At 55.5% G+C, this 17,338-nt stretch carries 15 protein-coding genes; 8 read left to right on the forward strand and 7 right to left on the reverse strand.

From position 1 onward, the window contains the following. Positions 1-33: 33 nt before the first annotated feature. Positions 34-2,286, forward strand: coding sequence for an ATP-binding protein (locus PH7735_RS07975; protein WP_058310727.1), 2,253 nt, complete (start codon positions 34-36; stop codon positions 2,284-2,286). On the opposite strand, the gene PH7735_RS07980 is transcribed toward PH7735_RS07975, so the two are convergent. After that, entirely contained in the window at positions 2,283-2,879 is a 597-nt protein-coding gene (locus PH7735_RS07980; protein ID WP_058310728.1) for a hypothetical protein, read from the reverse strand. The two genes, PH7735_RS07975 and PH7735_RS07980, sit on opposite strands and share 4 nt — an antisense overlap. 196 nt (positions 2,880-3,075) lie before the next feature. Between PH7735_RS07980 and recA the strand changes: the two genes are divergently transcribed. The 5 genes from recA (at position 3,076) to PH7735_RS08005 (ending at position 8,578) form a co-directional block, all read left to right on the forward strand. Then, positions 3,076-4,158: a recombinase RecA gene (recA, locus tag PH7735_RS07985; RefSeq protein ID WP_058310729.1), complete on the forward strand. Its 1,083-nt coding sequence runs from the start codon at positions 3,076-3,078 to the stop codon at positions 4,156-4,158. Then, entirely contained in the window at positions 4,155-4,724 is a 570-nt protein-coding gene (locus PH7735_RS07990; protein ID WP_058310730.1) for an MOSC domain-containing protein, read from the forward strand. The genes recA and PH7735_RS07990 overlap by 4 nt, the downstream gene beginning before the upstream one ends. Positions 4,725-4,812: 88 nt before the next feature. Further along, positions 4,813-7,485, forward strand: a complete 2,673-nt coding sequence (gene alaS, locus PH7735_RS07995) for an alanine--tRNA ligase (RefSeq protein ID WP_058310731.1) — start codon at positions 4,813-4,815, stop codon at positions 7,483-7,485. Positions 7,486-7,488: 3 nt separating this feature from the next. Beyond that, a complete protein-coding gene (locus tag PH7735_RS08000; protein WP_058310732.1) occupies positions 7,489-7,776 on the forward strand; it encodes a DUF1330 domain-containing protein in 288 nt (95 codons plus the stop codon). A gap of 19 nt (positions 7,777-7,795) precedes the next feature. Further along, positions 7,796-8,578, forward strand: a complete 783-nt coding sequence (locus PH7735_RS08005; protein WP_058310733.1) for a class II glutamine amidotransferase — start codon at positions 7,796-7,798, stop codon at positions 8,576-8,578. Here PH7735_RS08005 and PH7735_RS08010 read toward each other — a convergent pair. The 6 genes from PH7735_RS08010 to PH7735_RS08035 form a co-directional block, all read right to left on the reverse strand. Continuing rightward, positions 8,575-9,654 (reverse strand): ligand-gated ion channel, encoded by a 1,080-nt coding sequence (locus tag PH7735_RS08010; RefSeq protein ID WP_058310734.1) that lies wholly within the window; start codon positions 9,652-9,654, stop codon positions 8,575-8,577. The two genes, PH7735_RS08005 and PH7735_RS08010, sit on opposite strands and share 4 nt — an antisense overlap. A 108-nt stretch (positions 9,655-9,762) precedes the next feature. Continuing rightward, positions 9,763-11,583, reverse strand: a complete 1,821-nt coding sequence (typA, locus tag PH7735_RS08015) for a translational GTPase TypA (RefSeq protein WP_058310735.1) — start codon at positions 11,581-11,583, stop codon at positions 9,763-9,765. 63 nt (positions 11,584-11,646) lie between these two features. Then, complete coding sequence (locus PH7735_RS08020; protein ID WP_058310736.1) at positions 11,647-11,982, reverse strand: SMR family transporter; 336 nt, start codon at positions 11,980-11,982, stop codon at positions 11,647-11,649. A gap of 106 nt (positions 11,983-12,088) precedes the next feature. Then, a complete protein-coding gene (locus PH7735_RS08025) occupies positions 12,089-12,793 on the reverse strand; it encodes a hypothetical protein (protein ID WP_058310737.1) in 705 nt (234 codons plus the stop codon). A 65-nt stretch (positions 12,794-12,858) separates the two neighbouring features. Then, positions 12,859-13,479 carry a YitT family protein gene (locus tag PH7735_RS08030; protein ID WP_058310738.1) on the reverse strand — a complete coding sequence of 207 codons (621 nt, stop codon included), beginning with the start codon at positions 13,477-13,479 and terminating at the stop codon, positions 12,859-12,861. A 111-nt stretch (positions 13,480-13,590) separates the two neighbouring features. After that, positions 13,591-14,805 (reverse strand): NADP-dependent isocitrate dehydrogenase, encoded by a 1,215-nt coding sequence (locus PH7735_RS08035; RefSeq protein ID WP_058310739.1) that lies wholly within the window; start codon positions 14,803-14,805, stop codon positions 13,591-13,593. Between the two features lie 162 nt (positions 14,806-14,967). Between PH7735_RS08035 and PH7735_RS08040 the strand changes: the two genes are divergently transcribed. After that, positions 14,968-16,803 (forward strand): glycerophosphodiester phosphodiesterase family protein, encoded by a 1,836-nt coding sequence (locus PH7735_RS08040; protein ID WP_058310740.1) that lies wholly within the window; start codon positions 14,968-14,970, stop codon positions 16,801-16,803. Beyond that, positions 16,790-17,335 carry a hypothetical protein gene (locus tag PH7735_RS08045; protein ID WP_058310741.1) on the forward strand — a complete coding sequence of 182 codons (546 nt, stop codon included), beginning with the start codon at positions 16,790-16,792 and terminating at the stop codon, positions 17,333-17,335. The genes PH7735_RS08040 and PH7735_RS08045 overlap by 14 nt, the downstream gene beginning before the upstream one ends. Positions 17,336-17,338: the final 3 nt, after the last annotated feature.

Raw genomic sequence — 17,338 nt, forward strand, 5'->3', positions numbered from 1 at the left:
GATGCCGGCCAATGGTTCGGGAAGGAGATCGATTTGTCCGACTTGGCACATGTGCCCGCTTATCAGACCGAACGAGTGCAAAAGTTCCAAACATTTTTGTTTTGGTCTTTGGCTGGTGTTGTGATGACCTTGGCTGCCGGACTTGTCTTTTACTGGACCAACCTCACCCTCGGGCCGCTGCAGGGTGTGACGTTGGTGTTTTTGGCGATCGTGACCTTAGCGTTCTTGTTTTATACAGCGTTTCGCCATGCGTTTATCCAAAAAACGAATGCTCTTTTAGATGCCTCTTGCCAGTTGCAGTGGCTTACCGATCGCCGTGGACGCCTGCTCACTCCGTCGGATGGGCCAGAAGGGGTGGGTGCACGGTTTTCCTTTTCTGAGGCGGAGCGCGCCACGCTTTTGGCGCAGGTGCAACAGGACGGGCCTGTTGTTCGCTCGGGAATGGGGCGCGAAGGGCGCCACTGTCTGGAAGTGCGCCCGCTTGGGCTCGGGATTTTTGTCTGGACTTTGGGTGAACCCGTATTGGGTCAGGCAGGTGAGACAGAGAACGCTTTGGCGCATGTTCCCCAAGTTGTGTTGAACGGTGAAGGCGATGTTCAGTTCATGAACAGGGCCGCGCATGTCCTGTTCGCGGGGCGGTCTCAGAACTTTCCCGACATTCTGGAAAATCTGGAAAAGCCGGTCTTTTTGGATACAAAAGACGGTCCCACGCAGTGCAATGTGTCTTGTATCGATATGCCGGACAACTATCGCGCATTGTTCCTGATGCCCTTATCGGCGGCTCTGGACAGTCGCGATGCGATCCGGTTTGAGGCTCTGCCCGTGGCTCTTCTCAAACTTGCTCCGGACGGACATGTGATCGTCGCGAACGAATCCGCACGCCGTCTTTTGGGGGACGAAAATGTGATCCGCCGCCCATTGCATGACCTGATGGAGGGGTTGGGGCGTTCGATCAATGATTGGCTGGCCGAGGCTGCGGCGGGGTTAGGGGACAGCCATACCGAGTTTCTTGTTCTCAAACGCAGTGATCGCGAAGTCTTTGTTCAGGTTTCCCTGTCGCGCATTATGGTTGAAGATCGGGTCGCATTGATGGCGGTTTTGACCGACGCAACCGAACTCAAGTCGCTGGAAGCACAGTTTGTGCAAAGCCAAAAAATGCAAGCTATCGGACAGTTGGCGGGTGGTGTTGCACATGACTTCAATAATCTTTTGACAGCAATAACAGGGCATTGTGATTTGTTGTTGATGCGACATGATCAATCTGATCCGGATTATGCCGACCTTGTTCAAATCAATCAGAACGCCAATCGCGCCGCGGCTTTGGTGGGCCAGTTGCTTGCTTTTTCGAGAAAGCAGAACCTGCGTCCTGAAGTGTTGGACTTGCGCGATACGCTTGCGGATCTGACACATCTGTTGAACCGTTTGGTCGGAGAGCGCATCCATTTGACGCTGTGCCATGATCCGGCGCTGCGGTCGGTCCGCGCCGACAAACGGCAGCTTGAACAGGTCTTGATGAATCTGGTGGTAAATGCGCGCGATGCAATGCCCGACGGCGGTGAGATCGTGATCGAGACCGAAAGCCTTAGTCTTGAGCGTGCCTGGAAAAGGGATCGCGCCACTGTTCCGCCCGGTGACTATGTCTGTGTTAAGGTCAAGGATCAGGGCGTTGGTATTCCATCGGACAAAATCCAGAAGGTGTTCGAGCCGTTTTATACCACCAAACGAACAGGCGAGGGCACGGGGCTGGGGTTATCCACGGCCTATGGCATCGTGAAGCAGACCGGCGGATACATCTTTGTAGACAGCGTGATTGACCAGGGCACATGCTTTAGCCTGCTGTTTCCGGTGCATGAGGTTTATGATGTGGCGGGGCCTGCGCTCCCTTCACAGAAGCAGGAACAGATACCTTTGGTAGAAGGGGGTGTCATCTTGTTGGTCGAGGACGAGGCGCCAGTCCGCTCTTTTGCATGTCGCGCACTGCGCCTCAAAGGATTTACCGTGCTCGAAGCGGCCTCCGGAGAAGAGGCACTGGAAACTCTGGAAGATGCCTCGATCGGGATTGATCTCTTTGTATCTGATGTTGTGATGCCCGGCCTCGATGGTCCCGGCTGGGTCACCCAAGCGCATGAAAACAGGCCGGGCACCCCTGTGGTCTTTATGTCCGGCTATGCCGAAGACAGTTTTTCAGACACGCAGGCGCGCATTCCCAACACCGCCTTTTTGCAAAAACCCTTTTCATTGAACCAGCTGGTCGAATCCGTCCAAGACATGATGGTCAAACACTAGGACAGGCTGTCATAAAGCTCGAACTCGGCGCTGCATTTCCGCCTCAACTTGTCTTCAACCTTGGCCGACAGGGTTAGAGGCATCGCGGGAGATTCGTTCGTTCGATCAAAGGTAATCTGTGTCTTCAGCCGGTCTTCCAAAAAACGCACCAAAGCCGGCTGATCTTCATAGCGAAACAGGTGGTCGACCTTTGTGCCATTGGGACGCGGTTCAAGAAATTTGGCCTGGCTGCCGACATTTGCAAAGGGCGGTTTGTCCCCGCGCGTGTAGGCATCAACAAATTCATCAAAACTCAGATTTTTTGTGGACCGGTTGGTGCCATCCAGAAAATCCCGTTTGCGATAGCGGTACCAACTGCCCAACCAGCTGATTGGTTCACGCATAACGGCAAGTGTTTCCATGCTTGTTTCATTGCAGGCCTTTTCGAACATGGGGCGAAAAAAACGGTTATAGCGATAGACCGGTGCGTGTTTGAGTTCGGGCGGATCAGAAATAACCATCGACGCCCGATGTGACAAAGCCGCTTCAATGGCGGTTGTTCCGGTTTTGGGAACAGACAGGAAAACTAATTTTTCTTTCCAGAAAACAAGCATTTATTTGCCTCAAACAGGGGTCAACTCGATCATTTATCCAATCGTAAACCACTCTTTAACCTACAGGCCAGAAAATTGTTCCAACAAAATTTTAGTTGAAATGTTCCCGTTTTGATCTCATAACAAAAAAGAACAAGACGGGAACAAAGCCAGGCATTGCCGCAGGCAGCGCTGTGTGGAATAAGGAACCGAACCAATGGCAACGGCAGATCTTTTAGAAATGAGCAGCAAGAAAACCGCAGACAAGCAAAAGGCGCTGGACAGTGCCTTGGCCCAGATCGAACGTCAGTTTGGTAAAGGGTCCATCATGAAGCTGGGCGCGGACAATCCCGCGCAGGAAATCGAGTCGACATCCACTGGTTCTTTGAGCCTGGATATTGCCTTGGGTATTGGCGGGTTGCCAAAAGGGCGGATCATCGAGATCTACGGCCCTGAAAGTTCTGGTAAAACCACCCTGACACTGCATTGCATTGCCGAAGAGCAGAAAAAGGGCGGCGTTTGCGCCTTTGTCGACGCTGAACACGCGCTTGATCCGCAATATGCCAAACGTCTGGGTGTTGATCTGGACGAATTGCTGATTTCACAGCCCGACACCGGTGAGCAGGCCCTCGAGATCACGGATACGCTGGTGCGCTCGGGTGCCGTCAATATGGTTGTGGTCGACTCGGTTGCGGCGCTGACACCAAAGTCCGAACTGGAAGGTGACATGGGCGACAGCAGCGTGGGTGTTCAGGCCCGCCTGATGAGCCAAGCCATGCGCAAACTGACCGGTTCGATCTCGCGTTCGAACTGTATGGTGATCTTCATCAACCAGATTCGGATGAAGATTGGCGTCATGTTTGGATCGCCTGAAACGACAACGGGCGGTAACGCTCTTAAATTCTACAGCTCGGTGCGTCTGGACATCCGCCGTATCGGCGCGGTCAAAGATCGTGACGAAGTTGTGGGCAACGCGACACGTGTGAAAGTCGTTAAGAACAAGGTGGCCCCGCCGTTCAAACAAGTCGAGTTCGACATCATGTATGGCGAAGGTATTTCGAAAACCGGCGAATTGCTTGATCTTGGGGTCAAGGCGGGCGTGGTCGGCAAATCCGGTAGCTGGTACAGCTATGGCGATGAACGCATTGGTCAGGGCCGCGAGAATGCAAAGACTTTCCTCAAGGAAAACAAACGTGTGGCCTATGAAGTTGAAGACAAAATTCGGGCCGCACACGGGTTGGACTTCGACATGCCCAAAGGCATCGATGACAATGACTCGTTAATGGAAGACGATGCATGACCCACGTCACACGTGACGAACTTGATCAGGCGCTGCCTGATGTGATGGCTGCCCCCAAAAACGGGGCGGCCATTTCCATGTTGTGCCTGCGGCCTGCGCGAAACGAACGGCGCTTTGTCGATGCAATCCATCTCACATCGCAACAGGGTATTCCCGGCGAGCGTTGGGTAACTCAACCGTGGTTGCGCACCGAAGACGGGGCACCGCATCCCGGCATTCAGGTCTGTATCCTCTCCAAACGTGTGCTTGATCTTGTCTGGCGGGACCGTGAGAACACCGTGCACCCCGGTGATACCTTTATTGTGGATATGGACCTGTCAGAGGAAAATCTGCCGACAGGTCAGGTTCTCGAAGTGGGCACGGCGCGTCTTCGCGTCTCTGACGTGTTCAATGACGCCTGCGTAAAGTGGAAAGTGCGATACGGCGCGGCCTCAAAAGAGTGGATCAACCTGCCGGAACACGCGCCTTTGCGGTTGCGAGGAATTCTGTGCAGCGTTGAGCGCGATGGTGTGATCCGAACCGGGGATACACTTCGAAAAATCGAGCCTGAACATAAGTCCAGTTGACGCGCCGGGCGTTTGAGATGTGGACAGGCGCGGGCAGGGGTTATACACCCGCTGAGAACCCAAAAGACAGCCGCGAGAACCCTATCTCATGCCCAGTTTGAACGACATCCGGTCGACCTTTCTAAATTATTTCGCCAAGCAAGGGCATGAAGTCGTCGACTCCTCCCCGCTGGTGCCACGCAACGACCCCACACTCATGTTCGTCAACTCGGGCATGGTGCAGTTCAAGAACTGTTTCACCGGCGTTGATAAACGGGATTATGTCCGCGCCACTACGGCGCAAAAATGTGTGCGCGCCGGTGGCAAACACAACGATCTGGACAATGTGGGCTATACCGCACGCCACCACACATTCTTTGAGATGCTTGGTAACTTCTCGTTCGGCGATTACTTCAAACACGAAGCCATCCCGTTCGCATGGGAGCTGATCACCAAAGAATTCGGCATTCCAAAAGAACGGCTTTATGTCACCGTGTTCCACACGGATGACGAAGCCTATGACATCTGGAAAAAGATCGGCGTACCCGAAGAGCGGATCATCCGCATCGCGACGTCCGACAACTTCTGGCAGATGGGCCCGACCGGGCCGTGTGGTCCCTGTACCGAGATTTTCTATGACCACGGCGACCACATCTGGGGTGGCCCTCCCGGTTCACCCGAAGAAGACGGGGACCGGTTCATCGAGATCTGGAACATCGTTTTCATGCAGAACGAAAAGTTCGAAGACGGGTCGATGATCGATCTCGACATGCAGTCGATCGACACCGGCATGGGCCTCGAGCGGATTGGCGCGTTGCTTCAGGGCAGCCATGACAACTATGACACCGATCTGTTCAAGGCTTTGATCGAGGCCTCTGCGCATGCGACTTCGTCTGATCCTTACGGGGACAAGAACGTGCATCACCGCGTGATTGCGGACCACTTGCGCTCGACCTCGTTTTTGATTGCTGATGGCGTGATGCCGTCAAACGACGGGCGGGGCTATGTTCTGCGCCGGATCATGCGTCGCGCGATGCGCCACGCTCACCTGTTGGGTGCCAAAGATCCGGTCATGCACCAACTGGTGCCGGCATTGGTCACACAGATGGGTCAGGCCTATCCGGAACTGGGTCGTGCTCAGGCGCTTATCGAAGAAACGCTGAACCTTGAAGAAACACGCTTTAAGCAAACGCTGGATCGCGGTCTGAAACTGCTGGACGATGAGTTGGGCGGTCTTGAAGAGGGCGCGCCATTGTCCGGTGCGGCTGCGTTCAAACTCTATGACACCTACGGCTTTCCGCTTGATCTGACACAGGATGCCCTGCGTGAAAAAGGGCGCGAGGTTGATACCGACGGGTTCGACACCGCTATGGCCGAACAAAAGGCCAAGGCGCGCGCGGCATGGTCCGGATCGGGTGATGCGGCCGACAATGCGATCTGGTTTGATCTGGCCGAAGAACACGGCGCGACCGAATTTCTGGGGTATGACACCGAAAGCGCCGAAGGTCAGGTAATGGCCATCGTCGTCGACGGCGCCGCGGTTGATGCGCTGGATGAGGGCAAAACAGGGTGGCTGGTGTTGAACCAGACGCCGTTTTATGCCGAATCTGGCGGACAGGTTGCCGATCATGGTTTCGTGAGCCGTCTCGAGAACCGCGACGAGATTGCCAAGGTGGATGCCGTTCAAAAGTTCGCTGAAGGCAAGCTGTTTGCTCACAAGGTCACCGTCGAGCGCGGAAAAATCGCCAAAGGCGATCCCATTGCGATGGAGGTGGATCATGGACGCCGCACGGCAATCCGTGCCAACCACTCGGCAACACACCTGTTGCACGAAGCCTTGCGCGAAACATTGGGGGATCACGTGGCTCAGCGCGGGTCGCTGAATGCAGAAGATCGCCTGCGGTTTGACTTTAGCCATGCCAAAGCCCTGTCGGCAGAAGAGCTGCACAAGGTGGGTATGGATGTGAACGCCTTTATTCGCCAGAACACCACTGTCGAAACTCGGATCATGACTCCGGATGATGCCCGCGAGATCGGTGCACAAGCCTTGTTCGGCGAGAAATACGGCGACGAGGTGCGTGTTGTATCGATGGGACGCGCCAACACCGGCAAAGGTTTTGGTGGGGACACCTATTCGATCGAGCTTTGCGGTGGCACACATGTCAAACAAACCGGTGATATCGGCGTGTTTGTGTTGCTGGGCGACAGCGCGTCTTCTGCGGGTGTGCGCCGGATCGAAGCCCTGACAGGCGCGGCTGCATTCGAGCATCTGGAACGCGAAGCGGTCCGCATGGCCGAGATCGCGGGAACGCTCAAGGCGCAACCGGCCGATGTGGCTGACCGTGTCAAAGCCCTGCTTGATGAACGCAAGTCCTTGCAAAACGAAGTGGCCCAGCTGCGCCGCGAACTGGCGATGGCCGGTGGTGCGGGACAGGGCGGCGGCGCAGAAGCCAAAGACGTCAATGGCGTGAAGTTCTTTGCACAGGTTCTGACTGGCGTGTCTGGAAAAGACCTGCGACCTCTGCTGGATGAACACAAAACCCGTCTTGAAAGTGGCGCTGTTCTGCTGATCGCGGATGAAGGCGCCAAAGTGGCCGTGGCCGCCGGTGTCACCGATGATCTGACCGGCAACGTGTCTGCGGTTGACCTTGTGCGTGCAGCCGTAGAAGCTCTGGGCGGCAAGGGCGGCGGTGGCCGTCCCGACATGGCCCAGGGTGGGGCCAAAGATGCAAGCAACGCGGACGCGGCTATTGCAGCCGCCGAAGCCGTGATCGGAGGATAAGATATGGGTGCACTCTGGATTGCCCACGTGACGGTGACTGATGCCGACGCTTATGGGAAATACGCTGAACTGGCGGGACCCGCGATTGCCAAACATGGCGGCACATTTGTCGCCCGCGGTGGCCGTTTTGTTCAGCTTGAGGGCAAAGAACGCCCCCGCAACGTGGTAGCGAAATTCCCCAGCGTCGATGCGGCGGTGGAATGCTATCACAGCCCTGAATACCAAGAGGCGCTGAGCCATGCGCGTGGGGCCTCTGAACGCGAACTGATGGTTGTGGAAACCAGCGAGTAACCAAAAGGAGATTGGTCGCATGTGCCGTTGGGCCGCCTATATCGGGCAACCCTGTTTCTTAGAAGACGTCGTCACCCGGCCAGATCACTCGCTGATCCAGCAAAGTATCCAAGCGACAGAATGCAAGACCCAGACCAATGCCGATGGCGTTGGTCTGGCTTGGTACGACCGGCGCCCCGAGCCCGGATTGTACCGCGATACCCATCCCGCATGGTCGGATCCAAACCTCAAGGCCCTGACCGCTCAGGTCTGTTCGGGGTTGTTTCTGGCGCATGTGCGCGCCTCGACAGGGACCGCGACCAGCCGGAACAACTGTCATCCTTTTGTCGTTGGCAACTGGTCTTTCATGCATAATGGTCAGGTGGGCGGTTTCGAACGCTTTCGCCGACGGGCCGATATGCTTATTCCCGATGATCTTTACCATGAACGCAAAGGCGCCACCGACAGCGAGGTAATCTTTCTTTTGGGCCTCAGCGAGGATCTCGAAAATCGTCCGAAAGAGGCGTTGGAGATTGCGGTCGGCGTCCTGCAACGGATGAGTCGCGAAAAGGGGGCAAAGCCCCATATCCGGCTGGCAGCGGCCTTTTCAGATGGCGAGTCGCTTTATGCCATCCGGTATGCATCGGATGCGCGAGCCCCAACCGTTTATCACCGCTGGAGCGACAGCAGACAGGGGCGTGCAGTGGTGAGCGAACCTCTTGTCGGGGCCGAACAGGATTGGGAAGAGGTGCCAGCAGGCAGTTTTTGCCGGTTCTCATCCGATGGCGCGGTGCATATCGAACCTTTCCGGCCGCTGCTCTAAAGCAGGTAGAACCGGATCGCCCAGAACAGAAAACCGGCATAGGTCAAAGGGTAGACCCAAATCACAAGATAGCGGTCTATCTTTTTCGCCAGAACTTCTCGGCCATTCAGCTTGAGCCGCCGCAGCGCGATATTGACCAGCACCATCGATCCAGTGATGACGAACATCCCGACCAGCAGTGAATCCAGAAACGTCAGGTATCCCAAACGGGGCAGGGTTGTCGAAATCGCAAAGTTGAAGGCCACGAACACCAGCAGGTTCGCATTCGCCATATCGACCCGCCGGCGGTATTCCTCGAGAAAGAAAGTGGCCCAGCTGACAAACAGGATTATCAGCAGCGGCAGCAAAATCCGAAGCGCGTAAAACTGGATGTGCCGGTTGGCTTCGAATGAAAGCTGCACCTGCGAGGTATCAAGCCCGGTCGGGCCCTGAACGGTAATGGCTTCCAGTTTTGGATTGTGCGGAATCCATTCTTCCTCTCCGAGCATATCCCCAAGACCGGACAGGTCTTCAATAGGTGTCAGCTTGAAATGGGTGTCGGGCAGTAACGCCTGAACCTCGATGAAAAACTTCTGTTTATCAAAAGGGTATCTGCGAAAATTGAAGTGCGGCGCCTGCAGCGTTGCGGTGAATCTTTCGTGATACAAGATGTCACCATTGGCATGGTGAACGATCATGTCCTGCTGCACAAAGCGGCGCCCCTGTTGGTTGCTCAGGATAAACGAGGGCAGGTTCACCTGCTTTTCCCGTGCAATCTTGATAAACGAATCCAAGGGCATTGTCCGCAATGGAACCTGATTGCCCTGAACCTCATAGGTCAATCGTGGGTCGGAAAACTTTAGAATGATCGTTCCCACGATTCCGAAGTTTTCGGATTGTTGGTCAATCGAGGTGATCTGGTCGACCTTGATCCCCACGCCGACGGTCTGTGGCTGATCCGGAATATAATAGGGTTCCCACGATCCGTTTTCGCCAAACCCCATGGCATGACCTGACGGAGACAAGGCAAGGACCGCAAGAGCTGCGTAGATCAATAGAGCCAGAGATGCGGAAAGTCGTGACGTGAAAGGCAACATAGGCGGCAACAATCCTTTGAGCAGATGCGTTAAACATCCGACAGAACCTGCCTTCTGACAACCCTTCGATTTCCAAAGAAAAGGGCCGCTCGATGGCGGCCCTTACTTTTACTGTGCTGCGCGCGACTGGCGCTTGCGCTCGTGCGGGTCAAGATAGCGCTTGCGCAAACGAATGCTGTTTGGCGTGACTTCTACCAATTCGTCGTCGTTGATATAGGCAATCGCCTCTTCCAAGGACAGTTTCATCGGAGTTGTCAGGCGAACGGCCTCGTCGGTGCCCGAGGCCCGAACGTTGGTCAGCTTTTTGCCTTTGAGCGGGTTCACTTCAAGGTCATTGTCGCGGCTGTGTTCGCCGATGATCATGCCCTGATACACCTGTTCCTGCGCGCCGATCATCATTTTGCCACGGTCTTCGAGGTTCCACAGCGCATAGGCCACGGACACACCGTCTTCCATCGAGATCAGAACACCCGAGCGACGTCCAGGAATGGCACCTTTGAAGGGGGCCCAGCCGTGGAACACACGGTTCAGAACGCCTGTGCCGCGTGTGTCGGTCAGGAATTCGCCGTGATAGCCGATCAGACCACGTGACGGCACGTGAGCGATGATACGGGTCTTGCCTGCGCCAGCGGGGCGCATTTCGACCAGTTCGCCTTTGCGTGCGCCAGTGATTTTTTCAATCACCGCACCGGAATATTCGTCATCCACGTCGATTGTGGCTTCTTCGATGGGTTCCATGCGCTGACCGTCGTCTTCCCGCATCAGAACCTGCGGACGAGAGATCGACAGTTCGAACCCTTCGCGGCGCATGTTTTCAATCAGAACACCCATCTGAAGTTCGCCACGACCGGCAACTTCAAAGGCTTCGCCGCCGGGTGTGTCCGAAATCTTGATCGCAACGTTGGATTCGGCTTCTTTCATCAGACGGTCACGGATCACGCGCGACTGAACCTTTTTACCATCGCGGCCCGCAAGGGGGCTGTCATTGATGCCAAAGGTCACGGTGATGGTGGGAGGGTCAATCGGTTGCGCATCAAGCGGTTCGTCCACGGCAAGGGCACAGATCGTGTCTGCCACGGTTGCTTTGGACATACCGGCCAAGGACACGATGTCACCGGCTTGGGCTTCTTCGATGTCCTGCTGGGCCAGACCACGGAACGCCTGAATTTTTGTGACGCGGAACTGTTCGATTTTCTGGCCCATGCGGGTCAGGGCCTGAACAGTTGCACCCACACGCAGGGTGCCGGTTTCAACTCGACCGGTCAGAATACGGCCCACAAACGGGTCAGCGCCCAATGTGGTGGCCAGCATACGGAAGTCTTCTGCTTGACGCTTGATCTGCTTTGGCTCGGGAACGTGGTTCACGATCAGGTTGAACAGGGCATGCAGGTCTTTGCGCGGGCCGTCCAGCTCTGCATCGGCCCAGCCGTTACGGCCAGAAGCATACATGTGCGGGAAGTCGAGCTGGTCATCGTTGGCATCCAGCGATGCAAACAGGTCAAAACATTCGTCCAGCGCGCGATCGGGTTCGGCGTCTGGTTTGTCGACCTTGTTCAGCACAACAATCGGACGCAGGCCAAGGGCAAGCGCCTTGGAGGTCACGAATTTGGTCTGGGGCATCGGGCCTTCGGCCGCGTCAACCAGCAGAACAACACCGTCAACCATGCTCAGAATACGTTCAACTTCGCCGCCAAAGTCGGCGTGGCCGGGCGTGTCCACGATGTTGATACGTGTGCCTTTCCACTCGACCGAAGTCGGTTTGGCGAAAATGGTGATGCCGCGCTCGCGCTCGAGATCGTTAGAGTCCATGGCGCGTTCGGCCACGTCTTGGTTTTCGCGGAATGCGCCGGACTGCTTCAGCAACTCATCCACAAGGGTGGTTTTGCCGTGGTCAACGTGCGCAATGATCGCAATGTTACGAAGATCCATTTGAGGTATGCCTTTCCTATTCGCGCCCCGCCTAACGCGGGTACACGGAAAAGGCCAGCCCTTTTAGTGCGCCACAGTCTTAGAAAACAGGTGAATGACAAGAATGCCGACAAGGATAAGCCCCATCCCGAGAACTGCGGGCAAATCCAGTTTCTGTCCAAAGACAAAATACCCGATCACGGCGATGAAGACGATGCCGAACCCCGACCAGATTGCATAGGTGATCCCGACCGGCAGAAACTTGAGTGTCATCGCCAGAAGATAGAACGAAACCGCATAAGCCACGACCACAATAACCGACGGCCACAGGCGCGAAAACTGTTGGCTCGCTTGAAGGGCAGACGTGCCGATGGTTTCCATCAAAACGGCAGCAATCAAGAGCAAATAGGCTTTTTGCATGACCAGAAACGTCCCTGTGTCGGAGTGGCTTTCTCTCAGCCCTAGACGTTTTTGATCAAATGGGAAATCCTGTTTGCGTCACGACAGTATAAATTTGCGCAACTGCCTAATTCTGTATCAGTCCAGCGGCGCGGCTGGCCTTTGGGTTTTCAAATTCATAGCCGAACATGGCGATGTCACGTTGATGGCGGCGGGCCACGATATCGACGCTTTCCGCGCAATACTCGCTGCGATAATCCCCCCAGAACGACTGGTTACGCCGGTTTTTGGGAATGGACAGCAACAGGTTATGTTTGGCTTGCAGTCGCTCGAGGTCTTCGACAAGTGCCTCCTGGCGTAAAATGTCGGGGACCCTGACAGCTTCATTTTCATCGATGAACCAGTCCGACACCTGATTGAGATAATACTGGTTGGGTTTGCCGGTGATCAGTGGATCATCGAGCCAGCGCAAATAGTCGAGAAAGGAAAAGTTGACGAACAAGGCGTGCTCGTCCGGGAGCCCCGATTTTTTGCCATCGGTGTCTTTGCGGATATAGTTGAACCAGCTCAGATGCCATTGCCACGGATTGCGAATGACCGAAAACAGGGCATAGTCGTCCAGATCCCAGCCGTTCTTTTGAAACGCATCGCGATATTGCTGCCATGTGAGGTGGCCGCGCAAATCGGGGTGGTGCAGGCTAAAGCACTTGCGGAACCTTCGGCCAAAGGATGCCCCGATGAATTTGCCCCCGCATTTCGGCGTGTGGATGAAAAGCATCTTTTTTCCGGCCTTGGGAAACAGGCGCTCGATCGGCTTTTGGGGCACATACATGGCTGTACAGTCCTTAAAGGGGCGTTTGTTCCGAAGTGGCCTGCACGGTGAGGCAAGTCAAGAGATCAGCGAGCGATATACCGGTCGCGTCTGTGATTGGTGACGATCACGATGTTCGTGACAACAGCCCCCAAAAGAGACCAGCCCACTACGGGCAGGGGGAACAGCATCAGGGCCAACGTAAAGACACAAGCGTCAAACCCCAGTTGAACCCAGCCGGCCTTGATCCCTCTGGTGTCCTGAAGCCAGACTGCGACGATGCCGACACCGCCCAGAGTGGCCCCGTGCCGGAACAGCGCCAAAAGACCCGCGCCAGCTGTCACTCCGGCCAGAACGGCGGCGGCGGCAGGATGAATGGTGCCGATGGTAAACGCCTTGGGCAGGATAAAGGTCCAGGCGGTCAGGGTGCCGACAGCCGCAAAGGTCTTGAGCGTGAACCGCAAGCCCATGCGCCACATCGCAATGCCGTAAAACGGCAGGTTCAGCACAAAGAACACGGCACCAAAACTCCAGCCGCCCCAATAGGCGCCCAGCAGGGACAGGCCCGCGATTTGTCCGGTGATGAGATGGCTGGCTTGCAGGAATTGCACCGAGAGGGCCACCAACAAAGTGCCCACGATCAACCCTTGAACGTCTTCATTCAAAGAGTGGCGGTCGGCAGGGGGTGTTTCAAGCAAGAAAGTCATGATGCGATGTGTCCCGATTGACCGCTCATGTCCAGAGGGCGCAGACGCTAAAACGCAAAACGCGATGCATAACCGGTATGCATCGCGTGAAATTTAAGCAGTCAAGGCGGGTTACCCAACCAAAGCCTTGTTCAGGTTTTCGTCGATTTTTTCGAGGAAGCCCATGGTCGTCAGCCAGCCCTGATCAGGACCAACAAGCAGTGCCAGATCCTTGGTCATGAAGCCGCTTTCAACGGTGTCGACGATGACTTTTTCCAGCGTTTCGGCAAAAGTCATCAATTCGGCATTGTCGTCCAGCTTGGCACGGTGCTTGAGACCTCCGGTCCAGGCATAGATCGAGGCGATCGAGTTGGTCGATGTTTGCTCGCCTTTCTGGTGCTGGCGATAGTGGCGCGTGACGGTGCCGTGTGCGGCCTCGGCCTCGACGATTTTCCCGTCAGGTGTCATCAACTGCGACGCCATCAACCCCAGAGAGCCGAACCCTTGGGCCACGGTGTCGGACTGTACGTCGCCGTCATAGTTCTTGCAGGCCCAGACAAATTTGCCGTTCCACTTCATGGCGCAGGCCACCATGTCATCGATCAGGCGGTGTTCGTACCAGATGCCTTTTTCCTTAAAGCGTTCTGCGAATTCTTCTTCATAAACCTGTTCGAACAGATCCTTGAAACGTCCGTCATAGGCCTTGAGGATTGTGTTCTTGGTCGATAGATACACCGGCCAGCCCACGTTCAGACCATAGTTCAAAGAGGCGCGTGCAAAATCGATGATCGAACTGTCGAGATTATACATCGCCTGATATACACCTGCGGACGGCGCGTCATAGACTTCGCGTTCGATCACGGTGCCATCTTCGCCTTCAAACTTCATGGTCAACTTGCCCGCACCGGGAAAGGTGAAATCCGTAGCTTTGTACTGATCGCCAAAGGCGTGACGCCCCACAACAATCGGAGAGGTCCAGCCCGGAACAAGGCGTGGCACGTTTTTACAGATGATGGGCTGGCGGAACACGACACCACCCAGAATGTTGCGGATCGTGCCATTGGGGCTGCGCCACATCTTTTTCAGGCCGAATTCTTCAACGCGGGCCTCGTCAGGGGTGATGGTGGCGCATTTGACCGCGACACCGACCTCTTTGGTTTTTTCGGCAGCGTCGATCGTGATCTGGTCTTCGGTACGGTCACGTTCTTCGATGCCCAGATCATAATACAGCAGGTCAATGTCCAGATAGGGCAGGATCAGCTTGTCCTTGATGAACTGCCACATGATGCGGGTCATTTCATCACCGTCCATTTCGACGATGGGATTGGCAACTTTGATCTTGGTCACGGGGATTACCCTTTTCGGTTGGCTGGGGTGTTGTCCAATCCTAGCGCAATCACAAACGGATGAAAAGGCTTTGTATGCTATTGTATACCGAAAAGAAAATCTCGGTTGTCGACCCCTCGAATAAAAGACGCTACGCTTTGACCAATTATCGGGGAAAGTGGCATGGATTCATCTAAATCAATTGGCGTTTACGAAGCTTACGGGCTGGCATGGCGACTCAAGTGGCCGTTTCTTTTGAGCAACCTCATGTTCAATGTCATGGTCACGGCCTTTGTCGCACCTTTGATGGCTCTGGTTGTGCGCATGGCGATTTCGCTGTCGGGCAATCCTGCGCTTTCAGATTTCGATATTGCTTTTTTCCTATTGTCTCCAGTGGGTTTCGGGGCGTTCTTATTGGTTATCAGTTTGGTGATCGCCCTGTCCGTGATGAATTCGGCCTTTATGATGGCGGTCGCGTTGCATGACAGAAAGACGGGGGAACACCGCTTTCAAGAGGGGTTGCTGCTTGTCTTGCCGCATCTGCCCAAGATCGCGATTTTCGGCGCGTTGCTTGTCCTGCGGGTCCTGGTCATCACCTTGCCGTTCCTGATCGCAGCGGCCTTGATCTATAAATTCCGTCTGACCGAATTCGACATCAACTATTACCTGAGCGAACATCCACCGGAATTCATGGTGTCCGTCGCGGTGATTGGCGCGATTCTTGCGGTTATGGCGTTGATTTTGCTGCGTCGGTTGCTGGGGTGGGCGGTTGCACTGCCCATGGTGATTTTCGACGGGGTGAAGCCACGGGACAGTTTCGAGCAAAGTGAGCTGCGCATGGAAGGCAACCGCCGCCTGTTGTTTGTCAGGTTGATTGGCTGGGCGATCAGCGCCTCGATCGGGTTGGCGATTGCCTTTGCCATCGTCAACTGGATGGCAGAATGGCTTATTGGGGGCGCTGCTCAGGATCTGGGCATGCTGGCTCGTATGCTGTTGATCTTTGGGCTGGTCTGGAGCGCGCTGAACCTGTTGATCACCACCATCATCAATGGGGCCTTGTGTATCATGTTAATGGACGAAGCCGATTGGCCGGGGAAAGCGGCCACGCCCGCAGAGACACCCGGTTGGGTGATGCCGGCATTGATCGGTGCAATCGTCATCACCGGGGGCGTGATGCTTGGGGCGGTGATGAACCTTAACGGATTGAAAACCCTGCAAGACGCCGAAGTGATCGCGCACCGTGGCGCGGCGGGGGCGCGGCCGGAAAACACAATGGCGTCGATCGAAAAGGCGCTTGAGGACAAAACCGATTGGGTCGAGATCGACGTTCAGGAAACAGCGGATGGCGAGGTTGTGGTCATCCACGACAGCGACTTTATGAAAATCTCCGGTGTGGATCTCAAAATCTGGGATGCGACCATGGCCGATCTGGAAGATATCGACATCGGAAGCTGGTACGGACCCGACTATGCGGATCAGCGTACACCGACCCTGCTTGAGGTTCTTGAAACCGCCAAAGGGCGCAGCAAGGTATTGATAGAATTAAAGTATTACGGTCATGATGTGATGCTGGAACAGCGGGTTTCGGACATCGTTGTTGCGGCGGGCATGGCCGATTCCGTCAAGATCATGTCCCTGAAATACGATGCGGTGCAAAAGATGAAGGCGTTGCGCCCCGAGTGGGATTCTGGGCTGTTGGCGTCGGCCTCGGTGGGGCGTGTCTGGGAACTGGACACGGATTTCCTTGCTGTGAACAAGGCGATGCTCACCCCGCGTTTGGCGCGCGAAATGAAGGAACGGGACAAGGATCTGTATGTGTGGACGGTGAACGACCCGCTGAGCATGTCCCATGTGTTGTCTTTGGGGGCGACGGGGCTGATCACGGATGAGCCGGCGATGGCGCGTGACGTGATCCGGCAACGTGCCGCGCTGAGTAATACAGAGCGTCTTATTTTGACCTTGGGCAGCCTGATGGGCGTCGATATGGAACAAAAGGTGTATCGTGATGACTCTCCGTAAACTCGTTTTTGCCGTATCTCTGGTGGTGGCAACGCCTGTATTGGCCGAAGACGCGGGCTTTCTCAAAATGTTCGAGCTGAAAAGCCACGAAAAACTGGCGGATGTGCGGGCGCAATCAACGCTTGCGCCCTTTACCACAGACGGGTGTTCCGGCGGCATGTCTGCCACGTGGTCGGTGGTGGCCCATCTGTTCCCGACGTTCGAAGACATCCATATGGAAACACCGCCATGGCAAGACTGCTGTGTCACGCATGATCGGGCCTATCACCTTGGAAACGAAGATCCGACACCAAACGCCAGTTATACCGCGCGGCTTGTCGCGGACCAGGCATTGCAGGCCTGTGTCGCAGAGACCGCCGAATCGCGCAGGGATGTTTTGAAGTCGGAATATGGCATGTCGGACAGCCAGATCGACATGGCCTTTCGCATGATCGGGGCAACCATGTATGACGCTGTGCGTTTTGGTGGCGGACCCTGTTCTGGGCTGCCGTGGCGATGGGGCTATGGCTGGCCAAGTTGCCTGATCGATTAGGGA

The organism is Shimia thalassica (assembly GCF_001458215.1).
Taxonomy (GTDB): Bacteria; Pseudomonadota; Alphaproteobacteria; order Rhodobacterales; family Rhodobacteraceae; genus Shimia; species Shimia thalassica.